Below are 15,073 nucleotides of genomic sequence, written 5' to 3' on the forward strand. Positions count from 1 at the left end.
TCCGTTAAATAAATTTGCTTGTTTCTTGTTCAGGTATTGTGTAAATAAATGCATTTCCAATGTCTTTTAAAAGTATGAGGTTCAATTTGCCTGATATGTTCTTTTTATCAACCAAAATGTTCTTAATTATTTCTTCTCTATCCAAATGAGGGATTATGTATTCTATACCGTAATTTTCAAGTGCACCCTTAATTTTATCCGATGTTCCTTTTTCGGTAATACCCATTTCCTCACTTTTTTTAGTTATCCAGTACATTCCAACAGAAACAGCTTCACCATGAGAATATTTTTCATAGTTGAAATATTTTTCAATGGCATGGCCTATGGTGTGACCAAAATTCAAAAGCATTCTGATGCCCTTATCTTTTTCATCCATTTCAACCGTTTCTTTTTTTATGCTTAAACATCTGAAAATGATGTCTTCAATATTGTCTAAAAGTTCAAAATTGCTTTTGATGTCAAGAAGCATACTGAACAATTCTTTGTCTCTTATGCATCCATACTTTATGGCTTCTCCAAGACCATCCTTCACAAACTTCTCAGGAAGGCTGTTCAGCACTTCCGGATCCACCAGCACAAGTTTTGGATGATAAAAGCTTCCAATTAGGTTTTTTCCTTCATCAAGGTTTACTGCAACCTTGCCTCCTATGCTTGAATCTATTTGTGCAAGAAGTGATGTGGGAATTTGTACAAAATCTATACCTCTCAAATATGTTGAAGCTGCAAAACCGGCCAAATCTCCAACAACTCCGCCTCCAAGGGCAACTATTAAATCTCCTCTTGTAATTCCCATGCTCACAAGATTTGAATACACATGTTTCAAAGTATCAACTGTCTTACTTTGTTCCCCTGGCTTTATAACTATGAATGTTGGGGTAAAATTTTCTGCAGCCAGGGACTTTTCAAGTATTTCACCATATAAGCCAAACACATTTTCATCTGTTACAACAGCAATTTTATTGCTGCTGTAAACTTTTCTGATATCATGTCCTGCATTTTTTATAATTCCTTTTTCTATAATAATATTGCTTGTAATACTTCCTAAATTCATATTAAGCTTTTTCATAGTTCATCTCTTTTCTCAGCATGCTGCTGTTTTTAAAAACTACCTTCAAGGAATCAATGTCATCGTTGTCAATCATTTTGGAAATATTTTTTATATCCTCAATTACAGCTTCAAGTTCTGCAACTATATTTTGTTTGTTTTCATGAAGGAGTTCACTCCACAACTCACAGTTTATGTCTGCAACTCTTGTAATATCCCTGAAGCTCCCGCCATGTAAATCTTTGCTACGTTCAAAACTCTTGCTGTTCATCATGATGCATGCCAGTATGTGTGGAAGCTGGCTTGTGTATGCAACTATCCTGTCATGTTCTCTTGGTGACATTTCAATTATTCTCTTAAATCCTATTGTAAATAGAATTTCTTTTAAAAGCAATACCAATTCTTTATTGCTTTTTTCATCAGGCGTTATGATGTAATTTGTGCCTTGAAATATGCTGCCGTCTGAATATTTGTAGCCCATGCTTTCCTTGCCGGACATGGGATGACCACCTATGAATTCACAGTCACTCCTTAGAACGTCTCTTGCTCCCTGTACAATCTTTTCTTTTATCCCCGAGGTATCTGTTATCAAAGCTCCGTGTTTGAAATTATCCCTGTTTTTTTTCATGAACTCAAGTACTGCATTAGGGTACGTACACAAAATTACTATGTCAGAATTTTTAATAGGAATTGTATCATCCTCAAATAAATCATCAATTATTCCCGACTCATGGGCCTCCTTCAGTACATCCCTGTCAAGATCCAAGGCCCATATGCTTTTAACACTTAAATTTTCTCTTATAGATTTGGCCATGGAACCTCCTATTAGTCCCAGCCCTACAATTGTAATATTGAAGTCACATGCTATATCCATAGTGCACCTCTAGATTTCTCTGTCTTCTACCTGGGCAAGAATCTTAAGTTTTCCCATTAGGCGGTCAAATTTTTCAGGCTTTATTGACTGAGCACCATCACACAAAGCATTTTCCGGGTCGTTGTGCACCTCAATAATCAGCCCGTCTGCCCCTGCAACAACTGCTGCCTTCGCCATTGGTTCAACCATCCACCACAATCCTGCCGCATGGCTGGGGTCTATTATTACAGGCAGATGGCTGAGCTTTTTAATGGCAGGTATGGCACTTAAATCCAAAGTGTTTCTTGTGTATTTTTCAAATGTCCTTATTCCTCTTTCGCACAATATTACATTTTCATTTCCACCGGCCATAATGTATTCAGCTGACATGAGAAGTTCTTCGATTGTGGCAGACAGTCCTCTTTTTAAGAGAATCGGCTTGTTTGTTTTGCCAAGCTGCCTCAAAAGGTCGAAATTCTGCATGTTTCTTGCTCCAACCTGAATAACATCCACTTGTTCAACAAATTCATCCAGAAATTCCGTAGACATTATTTCTGTTACAATTGGGAGCCCTGTTTTTTCCCTTGCAAATTTTAAAAGCTCAAGCCCTTCTCTTTTCAGTCCCTGGAATGCATAAGGGGATGTTCTTGGCTTGAATGCTCCTCCTCTTAAAAATCCTGCCCCAGAATTTTTTACAGATTTAGCAATGGATAAAATTTGCTCTTCACTTTCAACCGAGCAAGGTCCTGCAATTATCGCCAGCTTTTTGCCCCCAATTGATCTGTCATTTACGTCAACCACAGTGTTGTCCGGGTGAAAAAGCCTGTTTGCTTTTTTGTAAGGTTCCTGCACAAGAATAACCTTGTCGACTATGCTTATTGTCTGGAATGTTCCGGATTCTATGTCGCTTGTATCCCCTACAACCCCAAGAATGTGATGATTGAGGCCCATTGATTCGTACACTTCACACCCGAATTGATGAATTTTCTTCTTTACATCTTCAATTTCTTTTTCGCTTGCTTGATTGTTGATTACTAATATCATGTTGCCCTCCTGAATTTTAATAAAATAAAGTTGCTCCGCAACTCCGCTAGGGGGACCTATGTCCCCCTTGACGGCAAGAGCGTCCCGCTCTTTGCAATCCCTGTTTTTATATACTAGGAAAGAGAACTTTCCAAGTATATAAAAAAAGAGTCCCCAAGGACTCTTCCTGATTTCCAAATATTATAATTATAGATTAAGCATAATCATAAGATAAGAATTTAAGTTTTGATCCTTTATAAATAAATCTATGCAGTTTTTTTGTACAAAAATAATAGTAATAATAATTACTAAAATAATAGTTATACAATTTAGCCGCCATAAACTTATTTACAACTTTCATTCTGATCCTCCTGATTTCATTTAAATTATATGTATTGTATCACATAAAATCCGGATGTCAACAAATTATTTTAAAAATTGAAATTAGCAGCATAAATCATTATTATTTTAAGCCTTGAAGCTTCCAAGTATTTTCATGTATGGAAGTTCCGTCTTAAGCTGGCTGAGCATTGATTTTATTTTGTTGTCACATAAATTGCCCTCAAAATCCACATAGAACATGTATTCCCATGTTCTTATGCGATTGGGCCTTGAGTTGATGTATGACAAATTGCAGCCATAATAAGCAAAAGTTGATAGCACTTCACTTAAGGAGCCTGTTTCATGAAGAACATTGAAAACAATGCTCACTTTATTGTGATTATCTTCAACCAGCAGTTTTTTTGAAACTGCTGCAAAACGGGTGTAATTCTTTTTTTGATCATTGATTTGTTTTTCAATTATTTTTAACCCGTAGAGCTTTGCAGCTTCTTCAGAACATATGCAGGCAGTGCTTTTTTTGTTAAGTTCAGCTGTTTTCTGAGCCGCAATGGCTGTATTAATTTCATCCTTTCCTATAAACTTGTGTTTTGCGATATATTCGCTGCACTGAGCCAATGCCTGAGGATGGGAATAAACTTCCCTTATGTCTTCAGGATTGGTATCAATACAGCAAGCCAGGCAGTGATCAACTTTCTTCTCATATGTGTGGTTAATAAACAAGTCATACTTTAAAAGGAGGTCATAAACATCATTTATGTAACCTGCCGTTGAATTCTCTATGGGTACAATTCCAATGTCTGCTGTTCCTTCAAACACTGATTTAAACACATCTTCAAATGTGAGTCTGTTAATTAATTTAGCCTCACTGAACAGCGACTTTGCAGCACTTTCGGAATATGAGCACTCAAGTCCCTGGTAACATACGACTTCAACCTCTTTTTTTTCCCTGCATCCGAAATCGAGTTTTTCAAGAACAGGATTCAATTTGTATTTGTATCTCATGTCCATGGATTTCTGCATATTGAGAAAATATTTATATTCCATGCCATAATCTCCGGTTCTTTCTTTGTCTGCCAGTATTATTTCTTCCAGAACAGCCATGCGTTTTTCGAACAAATCCTTCATTGCTGCATCATAATCATTTAATTTTCCCATCAAATAATCATAGTCCATAAAACACCTACATTGTCCTTCCAACTGTATTTGCAATCATTTTTAACTTTCTCATTGTTTCCTTGAACTCACCGTAAGTCAACGACTGCGCACCGTCACAAAGAGCGTTGGCAGGATCATTGTGAACTTCAATAATAAGTCCGTCAGCACCTGCAGCAACTGCTGCCATAGACAGTGGCTCAACCATCCAGTTCATGCCTGCAGCATGGCTTGGATCCACAATTACCGGCAGATGGCTGAGTTTCTTAAGAGCAGGTATGGCACTTATGTCAAGAGTGTTCCTTGTGTATGTTTCAAAGGACCTTATTCCTCTTTCACACAAAATAACATCTTCGTTTCCTTCGCTCATAATGTATTCAGCAGACATGAGAAGCTCTTCCAGTGTATTTGAAAACCCTCTTTTCAAAAGAACAGGTTTGTTTGTTTTTCCAACTTCTTTAAGCAGCTCGAAGTTCTGCATGTTGCGGGCACCGATTTGAAAAATGTCAACAGAGTCCAGGAACATCTCTATGTGAGCTGCATTTGTTATTTCAGAAACTATTGGCATCCCTGTTTCATCCTTCGCAAGATTTAACAGCTCCAGCCCATCAGCCTTAAGACCCTGGAAAGAATAAGGTGAAGTTCTTGGCTTCCACGCTCCTCCCCTTAAAATTGAAGCTCCTTCATCATTGACATTTCTGGCAATGTCTATTATCTGCTCCCTGCTTTCCACAGAACAAGGTCCTGCCATAACGACAACATTGGGACCTCCTATTTCCATGTTGCCAACTTTAATTACTGTATTCTCCGGATGGAGTTTTTTGTTTGCTTTTTTATATGGCTCCTGCACCTTAATGATTTTTTCAACATTTTTGTTCAGGTATATGGAGTTTATGTCAAGGACAGTAGTGTCCCCCACAAGTCCCAGCACCGTAGTGCTCTGGCCAACTATTGAATTGACCTGTATGCCGTATTTGTCAAGCATCTCTCTTATTTTTAATATTTCTTCTTCCTTTGTTCCGTTTTTAAGTACAAGTATCATAATTGCCTCCGATAATATAATTTTTTATAAATAAAAAAACCTTCCGAATCCTATAATTAAATAGGGACGAAAGGTTATAATTCCGCGGTACCACCCAAATTCAGCATGTGCTGCACTTTTTCGAATACAATAATATTCTATCCCTGTAACGTGGGAATACGTCCTGGACTACTTAATTCATCCAGTCAGCTCAAGAGGGAACTTCAAAATGATTTCTCTAATACCCGCTTTCAGTCTACGACGGGTACTCCCTGTTAGATTCGTCAGATTTACTTTCATCTGTCACAGCCGTTATATATTTTTTACATAATATAATCAAAAACAATTATTGTCAACATCTTTTTTATGTTTTTTTCAACAACAATCTATACGCACTGATTTGCACCAAACGCCTTACGTTTGGAAACATAAAGCTACATCATTATTTCTAATTAAAAAACTCAACTTGCCATGTCTTTATTGTTCAAAATAAAGACAACTAGTTGTTATTCAATTTGATTCTTGCAGTTCGGACACTTCAATACTGCTTTTCCTTTATCTGTTGGAACACGCATCTTTGTGCCGCATACGGAACATGCTTTGACCCTGTGGTCTACAAGGTCTAATATCTTTTGCTGGTCAAGTCCTACCACAACATCATCTCCGATTAAAAATGTTGGAACACCGGTCACTTTTCTTCTCATCATTTCCTTGCGTGCTTCCGGATCTGCACCTATATCCCTTTCCACATAGTGGATATTATTTTCTGAAAGGAACTCCTTTGCCATAGTGCAGTAAGGTCATGTCTTTGATGTAAACAATGTAACATTTTTCATAAAATCCCTTCTTTCATAATATAATTCTATCACAACATATTAATTTTTAAGTGACATTGTCACATATATTTATTTTTCCCAGGTCAGAAGCCTTCTTTCACCATCAATATTTTTAATGTCCGTAATGTCCTGGCTCACTTCAAGAACTCCCCTATATTTGCATGCTGCATCCCTCAGCGCAAAATACTGAATCAAAATCAGTCTTCCCTTAATATTAATCCAAAACTTTGCTGAATCCTCTTTTCCTTCCCTGAAGCTCTGTATTATTTCTTCAACAATGTGGACACTTTGGGGAGGATGGCAGTTGTTAACGCTTCGTCCTATTACCGCAGGAGAACGGGGAAAAATCCTGTCCTTTGAGTTACTAAAGTATCTGACTTTGTTGAATTCATCTACAAATGTCAGGTCAACAGGCAATGCGTTAAATACCATCAATATTTCTTCGAAGTTCATTTCACCTGTTTCAGTTCTGAAAACACCTGCTGCGGACATGTCATGAGAGAGTGATTCCATAAAAGTTTCCTTGTCTTTATTTATGAACGGAAAATCATATTCCAGACTTTGTCTGTGCATTTCATACCAGTCCTTTTCGCTTAATACTTCACATGCAGCAGGAATCAATATAAGCTCTTCTTTTTTCTTCACTCCGAGAATTCCAAAAAATAACCTTGCTATCGAAATGTTTATCTGCTGTTCATTAGAACTTTCATCCTTTGTGGTTTGAATTGCTGTTTTTAATTGTTCTCTCACTTCATCGTGAAGAGCCCACATTACAGAAAGTCCTTCAAACCTTGGTGCTGCTTTTTCCATGTAAGGAAACAGTATGTTTTCTTTTTTGATATAATGAGCATTGAAACTTTCAAGTTCCAAAAGTTTTTCAAGTATTTTTTCTTTTTTTACCTTTAAGTCAGGTTCTTTTAACAAAATCTTTATTTCATCTGTTTTTTCAACCAATGCTTTGTTTTCCTTGAGCATGTCATCAATATAATTGTCATTTTGTGGTTTTTTCCACTTATAGTCTGACAAACTCTTGAAAAATGCATTGATTGCCTTGTCAAGATAAATCAAAATATCATGAGGCTCAGCCCCTTCATCAAGAATGCTCTTAAAAACATCAAAGGCTTCCTGAGGAGTTATTTTTTCAATGAATTCTTTGTGTCTTAGATACAACTCCTGACCGTCGGCCCTGGCCCCCAGCCCTTTTACATATTCCTTTAAATTTTCAGTTCTTTCATCAAAATTATTCATGCGTCACCCCTAAGTGTTTTCATTGTATTTTTTACCTATTTAATATACCCATCATTCAGAAGACGAAACGTTAATTTTATATTAATAAAAGCCTGTTCTGATAGTGCTGAACAGGCTTTTAACTGGAAACAATTTTTGTTGCAGAAATTATTTATTTTTATTTACGCTTTTCATAAGCCTTAAAATGTTATCCATGGTTGCTTCCATATTTTCCTTACTTTTTGTGCGGCTCACAGCAAAGTCTTCAGGAAGTCTGTTTATTGTGAATATGGATGTTACTCCCATTTCATAGGCATCGTCAATTCCGCAGTCCGCCCCCCCGACTATTACTGTAACAGGAACATTTTTCTTCTTTGCTCTTTTGGCAACCCCTATTACAACCTTGCCTCTCAAGCTTTGAGTGTCAATTTTACCTTCGCCGGTAAAAATCATGTCGGCATCTTGAATTACCTGGTCAAAGTTTACAGTATCAAGCACCGTTTCAATGCCCATCTGAAGCTTAGAATCAAAAAATGCAATCATTCCGGCACCCATTGCTCCTGCTGCGCCTCCACCTGGAACGTCCTCCAAATCAATGCCTATGTCACTTTTAATAACATGGCATAGATTTCTAAGACCATTGTCAAGTTCAACAACAGTGTCTTTGTCGGCTCCCTTCTGAGGCCCGAATATATATGCTGCTCCTTTTGTTCCAAACATAGGATTGTCAATATCACACATTGTTACAATTTCAATGTCAGCAATAAGATCAGAGCGCTTGGACAAGTCTATTTTTGCAATATCCTTCAATGTTCCTCCCACAGGTATAAACTCTTCTCCCTGTTTGTTGAAGAATTTTACGCCTACAGCTGCAGCAGCTCCGCATCCCCCGTCATTTGTGCTCGAACCTCCAAGACCAACAATGATTTTCTTACATCCTTTTTGTGCTGCAGCCATAATAAGCTGTCCAACACCATAGGTTGTTGTTTTTTTAGGGTCTTTTCTGTCTTCAACTAATGGAAGACCGGCACAGCTTGCCATTTCTATGACTGCAGTTTCTCCACCGTTGATTGTACCGTAAAAAGACTCCATGTCTTCAAAATACGGATTCTTCACAGTCTTTGTTATTTTCTCTCCTCCAACGGCTGAAAGAAAGCAGTCAACACTGCCTTCTCCTCCATCTGCCACAGGAATGGACACAACCTCACAATCAGCAAAATGCTTTTTCACATTTTTGGACATAATGCTGCATATGTCTTCAGAACTTAATGTGCCTTTAAAAGAATCGGGAATCAAAATTACCTTTTTCATAAAATCATCACCTTATTCTATTACCATTACAGAAACTCCGTCAGGAATAACTGTAACCGTTGCTTTGGAGTTGCCGAGTATCTCTTCTGCTTTTTTCAATGCCTCTTCAACGCTTTTTGCCGGTATCATGTGAAAGTCCATGACAGTCTGATCGTCTGAATCAGAAACATATATTACTCTGGCTTTTTGAAGAACACGAATGAAAACCTGTGACTGCCACTGGTCTGCTTCTGTTTTGTTTCTGTCTCTTGACATAAACAAATCAAGAGTTTTCTTAATGTCTGCCTCATCTCTGAATGTATTGTAAAATACATCTCCGCCATGGCCATCATTTGATTTTGCAAGCATGATTATTACACCGTCCTGCTTGACAGTCACTTCTGCAGCTGTCATTCCCTTTACTGCCTGATAAATGTTCTGGTCAAGAGGATAGCCTCCGTTAGTGGAAATTGTAATATCAGCAGGAACCGCCTTAACTCTGCAGAGCTTTGAAAGAAATTCGCATCCCTTGGCATGAGCTTTTTCCATATCTCCTGCAACTGCATATATAACTTCCTTTTCTGCATTTATAACAACATTTACAATATAAGCTAAATTTGCTTTTCTTGAAGCCCACATCATATCCTTGTGGATTGGGTTTCCTTCAAGAATACCTGTTCTTGATTTAGGATCAGCAATAAATTCTGAGCAGTGGTTAGCAAGCACAGTCTGGCGGCTTGCTATTCCAGGAAGCACACTTTTTCTTCCCCCTGAATAGCCTGCAAAGAAGTGTGGTTCAATGAATCCCTCTGCAACAAGCAAGTCTGCTTCATGGGCAAGCTTGTTGATAATGAGCTCGCCTCCTGAGGGAAGGATTCCTAATTTTACAAGCATGCTGTCATCATCGCAGTCATGAATATAAATTTTTTCGTTATTTACAATTTCCTCACCAAATTTTTGAACAAGTTCATTTTTTGTTGTTTCCCTGTGGCAGCCTGTTGCAATAAGAATTGTAATATCCGCTTCAGGATTTCCCTTTCTTATTTCTTCAAGCATGAGAGGCATGATTATTTTGCTTGGTACAGGTCTTGTGTGGTCACTGGCAATAATCACGATTTTTTCTTTTCCTTTTGCCAGGTCGCAAAGTTTTTCTGAACCTATGGGATTATCCATTGCGTTTTTTACCAGTTCTGTCTGGCCCACTTCCGGTTTATAGTGATGCAGTTCGCTTACAAGCACTGCATTTAATCTTTCTTCCTGAATTTCCAATGAAACGTGTTCTTTGCCATAAGGCAATTTTATACTAGTCATAATAACCTCCTTGATTAAAACATATATAATGATTTATGATACATAATCTAATTATTTGAATTATTAGATTTTTTCATAAACGTTATAACTTCATTCCTATTTCAATTGCCTTGAGCATGCTGTCTTCTCTTGCAATATTTTTGCCTGCAATGTCAAATGCTGTGCCGTGGTCCACGGATGTCCTTACAACATCAAGTCCCACAGTGATATTAACGCCGCTGTCAAAGTTCAAAAGTTTAAGAGGAATGTGTCCCTGGTCGTGGTACATGGCGACCACAATGTCATATTCCCCGTTGTACATCTTCAGAAATACAGTATCCGGAGGTATTGGACCACAAACATTTATACCTTCTTTTTTGCATTGTTCAACAGCAGGCTGTATTTCTTCTATTTCTTCTCTTCCAAAAATGCCGTTTTCACCTGCATGGGGATTAAGTCCTGCAACTGCAATTTTTGGAGAGACATATCCCTGTTTTTTAAGTGTTTCATCTGCTAAGTGCACAACATCCATTATTCTTTGTTTTTTTGCGTTGTCACATGCATCCCTTAAAGACATGTGAGTTGTGACGTGAATAACCTTTAGTTTGTCGCTCCAAAGAAGCATGGCATAAGATTTTCCATGAGTAAATTCACCAAAAATTTCAGTGTGTCCAGCATAGTTGTATCCTGCCAGATGCAGCGCTTCCTTGTTCAGGGGAGCAGTGACAACTGATGAAATGTCTTTTCTAAGAGCAAAGTCAATGGCTGCCTTCACGCTTAAAAATGCACATTTACCTCCATTGGCACTTACTTTTCCCACTTCGAAATCATCAAGGGAAATATTCATGGGGTCATGAACATTCACATACCCTTCCTTGAAATCTTTTGTATTTTCTATTTTATTGAATTTGAATCCATAACCATACATTTCATTGTAATGCTCAAGAAGTGCAAGACTTCCGAAAAGTATGCATCTATTCACATATTTCGGCACACTTTTCAATGATTTCAAAGTAATTTCCGTTCCTATTCCACAGGGATCTCCCAATGTGATTCCGAACATTTTATTAATTTTGTCCATCTGTCACCTCTTTAAGTTTTCTCATTGAATATACAAGTATGTCTTCCTTTCCGAAAGCTCCTGCCTTTGTAATAACCTTGAGCCCGTCAAATGAACCGCCTCTTAATCTCATGAGAGGAATGCCTGTTGTGACTTCGCCGCTTATGGAAGACCCCAGTGCGCCAAGCTTTTTGAAAAGTCCTATGGCTGTGTCTCCTCCTGTGAGGAAAACTCCTGAAACCTTTATTTTTTCAAGTACTTCCTTTGATATTTTACCAAGCAAATCCTGTACAAAAATGCTGATTTCATTTGTAGTCATGGACTTTCCGGCACCTGATGTATTTATCAATTCATATTCTTCCAAGCTGTATGATGCAGGTGAAATAATGATCAAGTCATTTCCATGAGATAAAATTTTCACTGCTTCATCAACTGTGTTATTTATATTCTTTCCTTCAATTATATCAGAAACTGGAACCTTGAGTATTTTTATTCCTGAATTTTCTGCAAATTTAACCTGACTTCTCGTTACGGAACTCACACTTCCCACAACTGCCAGTGAAGGAGGAGTTCTGTATTCAATTTCAAACAGATTGTCAGCCATAGCTGCTGTTCCAACCCACAATATTCTTTTGCCTGTTCCAAGACAATTTTTGATTATAATCTGCATATGAGCATTGCTTGATGCATCAAATGTGAATATTCTGCCGGCTGAAAAGTTAAAATTATCTTCTTGTAAATCTTTTATACTTACGTGAGTAATTTTTTCATCATATACTTTTTCAAGTATTTTTTTTATGTTGTCTTGTGTCACGGGTTTTATAGGGTCTTTTGCAAGCTCAGTTTTTGTAATTGGAATACCGTTAAGACAATGTACTCCTTCAACCGTTGTTCTGCCCAGATCAGGAAGCGCAGGAGAAAAGACTACCAAATCGCTTTTGAAAGCTTCATCCACAGCTTTGATTTCCTCGGCTATATTTCCTCTCAATGTGGAGTCTACCTTTTTTATCACATATTTGAAACCGGAAAAATCAATGTCCTTAATAATTTTTCTCACTGTACTGTATGCTTCTTCCCCGGACATTCCTCTTGATTCAGTGTCTAAAACATATGATGTGCCGGAATTGCCTATTAAATCAGCAGAAAACACCACATCCGTAGCAATACCTCTTCTTTTAAGCTGCACGCCTGTGTCATTTGCTCCGGTAAAATCATCCGCTATTATTAAATATCTGTTAATATTAAAACCTCCTTACATAACTTAAAGACAGACTGAGTCTGTCTTCAAATTCATGAAACATATTATGCTTCTTTATTCTTTCTGTATGTTCCGTTTACCTTTTTATCCAGGTATGAAACAAGAAGCGGACAGCATATTGCTGTCACAATTATGGCAGCTGCAACCTGCACTGTTGCGGCTGCTGCTACAACCGCCAATGAAGGGTCAACTGCTGCTACAGCCTCAGGTGTAGCAACGGCATTTCCTGCAGTTGTTCCTATAGCAGCTCCTACTGCCGGATTTTTCGCTTTCAGCAATTTCATTACGAAGAAACCGCCAAATCCTGTTATAACTGTTGAAACAAGTCCAAGAATTATGCCGGGCACTCCTGCAGTAATGATTTGGCCGAAGTTAAGAGCAGCTCCCAGTGGAAAAGCAAAGAAAGGAATGCACAACACTGTACCCTTTGCTAAAAACTCTCTCATGTCTTCATCTGCATTTCCAAGAATGAAGCCTATAAGAATAGGCACAATGCAAGCTACAAGAGACATAAAAGGAATTGATGCAAGTCCTGCTGCACCCAATGCTATCATTGTGAGGAAGGGTCCGTCATTTATTGACAATATTGAAATTGCTCCTACATCTGAAGCATCTCCGTATTGTCCTGCAAGAGCCGCATAAAGACCTCCGTTTGAGTTAGTCACAGCTGCTATTACTGCTATTGGACTTAATCCCAGAACTCCGTTTATTCCCCACACTTTTCCAACAGCCCAACCTAATCCGGCTCCAAGTATAAATTTAACCATAGTGAGGCCTACGCCTTTTGCAAGAGAACTTCCAGCCTGCTTTACGTCAATTTGTGCTCCGTTGCATAATAGGAATAGTGCAATGAGTGCGCTGGCGCTGTTCTTGAACAATGCCGTCGTAAATCCGCCTATCATTAACGCATTAGGAAAAAATGTATTAATCGTTGCACCCAGCAGCAATGGTACTACCATTAACCCTCCAGGAACTTTTTGAATACCCTTTAAAATTTTCATATTATTCTCCTCCAATTATTTAAAATGTGTAGCCAATTCTATAAATTCCGAATTCCTTATGACCAAGAACCTCTGCTTTAGTCAGTTTTCCGTTTGAAACTTCTATTATTTTGTCGAAAATTTCTCTTCCTATGTCATCAAGTGTGGCTCCATCAGTAATTATTTTGCCTGCATTGATATCAATGTTGTCTTTCATTTTGTTGTAAGTGTTTGTATTGCCTGTAATCTTGATTACGGGAGCTATGGGACATCCTGTTGGCGTTCCTCTTCCTGTTGTGAATACAACAATTTGAGCTCCTCCGGCTACCATTCCTGTAATGGAGTCAATGTCTTCTCCGGGAGTATCCATAAAATAAAGTCCTTTTTTATCCTTTGGAACCATTTGGGCATATTCTAGTGCGTCTTCGAAGTTATACATTGTTCCGGCTTTGTGCATGCAGCCCAATGATTTTTCTTCTATGGTTGTTAGTCCTCCCTGAATATTGCCGGGAGTAGGCTGCGTCCCTCTTAAATCCTCACCCATGGCAATTGCCCTTTTTTCCACATCGCTGACCATTCTCAGGAACTTCTTTTTCTTTTCTTCTGTGTCGAATCTGTTGACCAAAAGATGTTCCGCACCTATAACTTCAGTTGTTTCGCTCAATATGCTGCTTCCGCCGGCAGCAACAAGCATGTCTGAAGCCTTGCCTATGGCAGGATTTGAAGCAATACCGCTTGTAGGGTCTGATCCGCCGCACTCAAGTCCAAGAATAATTTCACTTATGTCAAATTCAACCTTTTGTTGTGCAGAAAGCTCGGCAGACATACTGCTTAAAATTTCAGCACCTTTAGATATGGTTCCCAATGTGCCGTTGTTTTCCTGTATTATAATGTATTCAACTCTCTTGCCTGTCCTGGCTATATCTTCCGCCATATCTTTTGAATTTATTCCTTCACATCCAAGACCCACAATCAAAACTGCGCCTACGTTTGGATTGCATCCAAAACCTGTCAGTGTTCTTACAGTCTGTCTGTAATCCACACCAACCTGACAGCAGCCATGCTGATGAGGTATTGCTACTGCACCGGGAACAAGATTTGCAATTTTTACAGCTGTTTCACTGGCACAGACCGAAGCAGGAATTACCAACAAATGATTTCTGATTCCGAATGTATTGTTTTCTCTTTTATATCCGGTTATTTTCATTTTACTGCCTCCTGTTTGTCTCCTCGTCCTCTGGTGCTTTCAATGTTGTGCACATGAGCATAATCTCCGGAATTAATGTCTCTTGTAGCAAGGCCTATGACCTGACCGTACTTTAAAACTGGTGAACCCTTTTTTATGTCCTTTATAGCCATTTTATGAAACTGAGGTATGTCTTCTTTTACAACAAATGTTAGGCCATCTGCGACTACTTCATCGCCTTTGTAAAGTGATCTTAAACAAGTAACCACATTGTCATTGTCTGAAGTTTTAAGGATTGCATTCATTAAATCATTCCTCCCCTTTGGATTTTATTCAGAATTATTAGGACACATTCATATATATTATGTCACAATAAATAAGAGCAATTTTCGTGCCAAAAAATAAAATCACTCCATACATTCATGTTTAAATTATTAAGCGTTGAAATAAGAATACCTTTTTAAAAACTATTTTAATTGTTGAGAATTTATGGTAAACATCACTGCTTCA

Annotated in this window: 14 protein-coding genes and 1 other annotated feature; all 14 genes read right to left on the reverse strand. The window is 38.1% G+C overall.

Features of this window, described 5'->3' with window-relative positions:
• Positions 1-4 precede the first annotated feature (4 nt).
• The 14 genes from aroB to LY60_RS06180 all read right to left on the reverse strand — a co-directional run bounded on the left by aroB (position 5) and on the right by LY60_RS06180 (position 14,868).
• Positions 5-1,066: a 3-dehydroquinate synthase gene (aroB, locus tag LY60_RS06115; protein ID WP_145081431.1), complete on the reverse strand. Its 1,062-nt coding sequence runs from the start codon at positions 1,064-1,066 to the stop codon at positions 5-7.
• Complete coding sequence (locus LY60_RS06120; RefSeq protein WP_145081434.1) at positions 1,053-1,919, reverse strand: prephenate dehydrogenase; 867 nt, start codon at positions 1,917-1,919, stop codon at positions 1,053-1,055. Before LY60_RS06120 ends, aroB begins: the two co-directional genes overlap by 14 nt.
• Positions 1,920-1,928: 9 nt before the next feature.
• Positions 1,929-2,942 (reverse strand): 3-deoxy-7-phosphoheptulonate synthase, encoded by a 1,014-nt coding sequence (gene aroF, locus LY60_RS06125; protein ID WP_145081437.1) that lies wholly within the window; start codon positions 2,940-2,942, stop codon positions 1,929-1,931.
• A gap of 447 nt (positions 2,943-3,389) precedes the next feature.
• Positions 3,390-4,436 carry a prephenate dehydratase gene (locus LY60_RS06130; RefSeq protein ID WP_145081440.1) on the reverse strand — a complete coding sequence of 349 codons (1,047 nt, stop codon included), beginning with the start codon at positions 4,434-4,436 and terminating at the stop codon, positions 3,390-3,392.
• Positions 4,437-4,443: 7 nt separating this feature from the next.
• Positions 4,444-5,457, reverse strand: a complete 1,014-nt coding sequence (gene aroF, locus LY60_RS06135; protein WP_019229916.1) for a 3-deoxy-7-phosphoheptulonate synthase — start codon at positions 5,455-5,457, stop codon at positions 4,444-4,446.
• A gap of 59 nt (positions 5,458-5,516) precedes the next feature.
• Positions 5,517-5,752: a binding site (T-box leader), on the reverse strand.
• A gap of 190 nt (positions 5,753-5,942) precedes the next feature.
• Entirely contained in the window at positions 5,943-6,272 is a 330-nt protein-coding gene (locus LY60_RS06140; protein ID WP_083851656.1) for a glutaredoxin family protein, read from the reverse strand.
• A 69-nt stretch (positions 6,273-6,341) separates the two neighbouring features.
• Complete coding sequence (locus tag LY60_RS06145) at positions 6,342-7,520, reverse strand: DUF438 domain-containing protein (RefSeq protein WP_145081443.1); 1,179 nt, start codon at positions 7,518-7,520, stop codon at positions 6,342-6,344.
• A 147-nt stretch (positions 7,521-7,667) separates the two neighbouring features.
• Complete coding sequence (locus LY60_RS06150; RefSeq protein ID WP_145081445.1) at positions 7,668-8,810, reverse strand: glycerate kinase family protein; 1,143 nt, start codon at positions 8,808-8,810, stop codon at positions 7,668-7,670.
• A gap of 12 nt (positions 8,811-8,822) precedes the next feature.
• Complete coding sequence (gene larA / locus LY60_RS06155) at positions 8,823-10,100, reverse strand: nickel-dependent lactate racemase (RefSeq protein ID WP_145081448.1); 1,278 nt, start codon at positions 10,098-10,100, stop codon at positions 8,823-8,825.
• A gap of 82 nt (positions 10,101-10,182) precedes the next feature.
• Positions 10,183-11,151 (reverse strand): 4-hydroxythreonine-4-phosphate dehydrogenase PdxA, encoded by a 969-nt coding sequence (gene pdxA / locus LY60_RS06160; RefSeq protein ID WP_425474226.1) that lies wholly within the window; start codon positions 11,149-11,151, stop codon positions 10,183-10,185.
• Positions 11,147-12,379: a four-carbon acid sugar kinase family protein gene (locus LY60_RS06165; protein WP_145081453.1), complete on the reverse strand. Its 1,233-nt coding sequence runs from the start codon at positions 12,377-12,379 to the stop codon at positions 11,147-11,149. The genes pdxA and LY60_RS06165 overlap by 5 nt, the downstream gene beginning before the upstream one ends.
• Before the next feature lie 62 nt (positions 12,380-12,441).
• The gene (locus tag LY60_RS06170) at positions 12,442-13,398 is read right to left on the reverse strand and encodes a 2-keto-3-deoxygluconate permease (RefSeq protein ID WP_145081458.1); all 957 of its coding nucleotides are present in this window, start codon (positions 13,396-13,398) and stop codon (positions 12,442-12,444) included.
• Positions 13,399-13,417: 19 nt separating this feature from the next.
• Positions 13,418-14,584 carry a UxaA family hydrolase gene (locus tag LY60_RS06175; RefSeq protein ID WP_145081461.1) on the reverse strand — a complete coding sequence of 389 codons (1,167 nt, stop codon included), beginning with the start codon at positions 14,582-14,584 and terminating at the stop codon, positions 13,418-13,420.
• Positions 14,581-14,868 (reverse strand): UxaA family hydrolase, encoded by a 288-nt coding sequence (locus LY60_RS06180; RefSeq protein ID WP_019229925.1) that lies wholly within the window; start codon positions 14,866-14,868, stop codon positions 14,581-14,583. The genes LY60_RS06175 and LY60_RS06180 overlap by 4 nt, the downstream gene beginning before the upstream one ends.
• Positions 14,869-15,073 lie beyond the last annotated feature (205 nt).

Source organism: Sedimentibacter saalensis (genome assembly GCF_007830175.1).
GTDB lineage: Bacteria > Bacillota > Clostridia > Tissierellales > Sedimentibacteraceae > Sedimentibacter > Sedimentibacter saalensis.

Coding starts and splice junctions, on each gene's coding strand:
- aroB (WP_145081431.1), bottom strand. CDS start 1,066: ATGAAAAAGCTTAATATGAATTTAGGAAGTATTACAAGCAATATTATT.
- LY60_RS06120 (WP_145081434.1), bottom strand. CDS start 1,919: ATGGATATAGCATGTGACTTCAATATTACAATTGTAGGGCTGGGACTA.
- aroF (WP_145081437.1), bottom strand. CDS start 2,942: ATGATATTAGTAATCAACAATCAAGCAAGCGAAAAAGAAATTGAAGAT.
- LY60_RS06130 (WP_145081440.1), bottom strand. CDS start 4,436: ATGGACTATGATTATTTGATGGGAAAATTAAATGATTATGATGCAGCA.
- aroF (WP_019229916.1), bottom strand. CDS start 5,457: ATGATACTTGTACTTAAAAACGGAACAAAGGAAGAAGAAATATTAAAA.
- LY60_RS06145 (WP_145081443.1), bottom strand. CDS start 7,520: ATGAATAATTTTGATGAAAGAACTGAAAATTTAAAGGAATATGTAAAA.
- LY60_RS06150 (WP_145081445.1), bottom strand. CDS start 8,810: ATGAAAAAGGTAATTTTGATTCCCGATTCTTTTAAAGGCACATTAAGT.
- larA (WP_145081448.1), bottom strand. CDS start 10,100: ATGACTAGTATAAAATTGCCTTATGGCAAAGAACACGTTTCATTGGAA.
- LY60_RS06170 (WP_145081458.1), bottom strand. CDS start 13,398: ATGAAAATTTTAAAGGGTATTCAAAAAGTTCCTGGAGGGTTAATGGTA.
- LY60_RS06175 (WP_145081461.1), bottom strand. CDS start 14,584: ATGAAAATAACCGGATATAAAAGAGAAAACAATACATTCGGAATCAGA.
- LY60_RS06180 (WP_019229925.1), bottom strand. CDS start 14,868: ATGAATGCAATCCTTAAAACTTCAGACAATGACAATGTGGTTACTTGT.